3 protein-coding genes are annotated in these 2,596 nt (G+C 59.5%); 1 reads left to right on the top strand and 2 read right to left on the bottom strand.

The features are described from left to right. Positions 1-10: 10 nt before the first annotated feature. Together BSU04_RS22585 and BSU04_RS22580 are read right to left on the bottom strand one after the other, a co-directional pair. A complete protein-coding gene (locus BSU04_RS22585) occupies positions 11-2,089 on the bottom strand; it encodes a recombinase family protein (protein WP_089162669.1) in 2,079 nt (692 codons plus the stop codon). Next, positions 2,082-2,279 carry a hypothetical protein gene (locus BSU04_RS22580; protein WP_089162668.1) on the bottom strand — a complete coding sequence of 66 codons (198 nt, stop codon included), beginning with the start codon at positions 2,277-2,279 and terminating at the stop codon, positions 2,082-2,084. The genes BSU04_RS22585 and BSU04_RS22580 overlap by 8 nt, the downstream gene beginning before the upstream one ends. Positions 2,280-2,346: 67 nt before the next feature. Between BSU04_RS22580 and BSU04_RS22575 the strand changes: the two genes are divergently transcribed. Then, on the top strand, positions 2,347-2,596 hold a 250-nt coding region (locus tag BSU04_RS22575), incomplete at its 3' end, for a hypothetical protein (RefSeq protein WP_144021318.1).

Genomic DNA, 2,596 nt, shown 5'->3' with positions numbered 1-2,596 from the left:
AATGGGGCGTTCATTGTGCACCTCCTTCCGAAACCTCGATAAACATTGGGATTTGTCCTTCGACATCGTTGCGACACGGGCGATGTTTGCGTGTTAGCGCCGACGTAACAACCTCGCTGCGTAGATCACTCGCGCGAATCTGCCACGGGGCGTCGGGCATCACCTGCTCGGCTGGCAGAACCCGATCGTTGATCAACCGGCGGATCGCGTGACTGGTGACGCCGAGCAGTTTTGCGGCTTCGAACATCGTCAGCCATTCTCCCTCCTTCTCAGCCGACTTGTACGCATGGATGTCTCGCACTCGCCGTATGGAACTGACACGGTGCGCAGTCCAGGTCTTACCCTGGCCTGTCCGTAACCCCATCCGGTTCAACGATGCGGCGATGTCCTGATCTGACCACCGGCTCGCCATGCTGCGAACGACCGCGAGCGCCTCGTCAGAGGTGCTGCATCCATGCTCGCCCGTTCGGGGCTTGCGAATTCGTAGCTGGGAGTGCTGACCGCCGTGCCAGTGGATCGTCAGTATGACTTCGCGAGCCGCTTCGTCGACGTCTGCAACAATATCGACGATGAGCGCGCGGACTAGCTGCTGGCGCATGCGCATGGTCACGCCCGGAGCGTTCCAGGCTGCCTGGAGATTCTCAGCGAGCTTCACAAAGTCTGGAGGCGCTGCCTCTGCCATCGGCGCCCCTGCCGTCTCCAGACGCGTTTGACAGGCCTGTACCCGACGTAATGCTGCTTCCCAGTTCTTCTCCAATTGCGCGGCAATCAGACGGTTATCGGGGTCGCAGGCGGCGTAGCGTCGCTCGGCGAGCGTCGCCTCGTATTGGGCTTGCTGCAGTTCGAGTTCCACGATCCGCCGCTGCTCGTTCAAGGTATCCATTTGCATATGCTCGGCCTGCTGGGCTGCTTCGATTGCCAAGGGCTCCACGACACGCAGAAGTTCGTTTCCGATGGCAGCGTCGATGCGTGAACCGCCGAAGCTCATGCATCGCGGCGGTATGTCAAAGCGATCACATCGGTAGACGGCCCGCGGGATTCGACCAGTATAGGCCACCGACAGGCGGCGCCCACAGCGCGCGCAAGCAAGCAGGCCAGCGAGCAGTGCCCGTCCACCACGGCTCGATTTTACGTCGCCCGCCTTGCTGTAGGCGTTGGCCGAGAGCTGTTTCTGGTTGCGTTCGAATTCCGCCCAATCGATGTAGCCTTCGTGATGCTCCCGGAGCAGGACATCCCACTCCTCAAACGGCTTGGGATGCTTATAGCTCTTGCGCGCACGCCCATCTACTATCGCCATCTGTTTGCCACTCTTGCCGTACACATATGCGCCGGCATAGAACGGATTCTTGAGCACCGAGATCACGTTACGGTAGCGTACGGGTAGCCAGTCAAAGTGCGTGAGCGTCCTACCGTCAGAAGGACGCGGGAAATGGACCTGTTGAGCTCGTAGCGACAACAAAACCTGTCTTGCGCTACCGAGTTCGCGGAAACGTACGAATATCAGGCGTATGACTTCCTGCAATTGCAGGTTTGGATCAATGCCCAGGCCGACTTCACGGTGCCAGATATAGCCGATCGGCACGCTGATACGAAGTTCGCCACGGTGTGCCTTCTGGCGCTTGGCATCGTGCATGCGGGTACGAAGCACATTGAGTTCAAACTCACTGATGCTGCCCTTCATGCCAAGCAGCAAGCGGTCGTTTGCCCGGCACGGATCGTACACACCGTCGAGGTCGATTACGCGCGCTTCAACAAGACCGCAAAGCTCGAGAAGATGGTGCCAGTCGCGCCCGTTTCGAGCTAGGCGTGAGGCGTCCGCGCACAGTACTGCTCCGACCTCGCCTGCACAAAGCAAAGCGACCAGACGCTCGAAACCCGGTCGAGCCACCATGCCGCTCGCCGAGCGCCCCAGGTCGTCGTCGATGACTTCGATGTCACGGAATCCGCGTCGCTTGGCCTCCTGTACAAGGTCGTACTGCCGGCGCTTGCTCTCAACGTTGATCTGGACCTGCGTCTGGGTCGATTGCCGGACATAAACCACGGCCTTACGCTTCAGTAGCAGCGAGGGCAAACGTTCATCGTTATTCATCGTCACGCTCCTTTGCTAGCGCGACGCCGGCGGCCTGCGCTAGCAGGCTCGCGAGGTGTCTGATGACGTTTGAACGCTGCACCGGGCTCATCCCCTGAAGCTCGACCGAGTCGAACGTCATGTTCATCTGGCGCGATATCGGTTGCAACGACTGCGGGTCTGCCCGAACGACGTTTGGTGCCTTGTGCATTGCGCTTCTCCCGGACGATGGTGGAATCGTCCGTTGAGTTTCCGCGCAAATGTCGATTGATAAGAAGTTGGTGCAGATTGCACAAGGCCGCTACGCTGACGCGCGGATCGCCGAGAACCAGAGCGGAGCATGCGGCAGCATCCAACATCCATTCGGCAATGACCCTAACCTCACTGTCGCCCGCGTCGATATGGACGACCCGACCTCCGCCGCGCTGCTCAACATCTCGAACCTTGACGCGACGACGAAACAGCGGATGCCAACGATAATGGACTTCAACTTCTTGCCCGATATGGGCAGAATGAACGGGAACTGGT

The organism is Caballeronia sordidicola, from assembly GCF_002220365.1.
GTDB lineage: Bacteria > Pseudomonadota > Gammaproteobacteria > Burkholderiales > Burkholderiaceae > Caballeronia > Caballeronia sordidicola_C.
The sequence above is the reverse complement of the archived record's forward strand: the minus strand, read 5'-3'. Positions and strand labels throughout refer to the sequence as shown.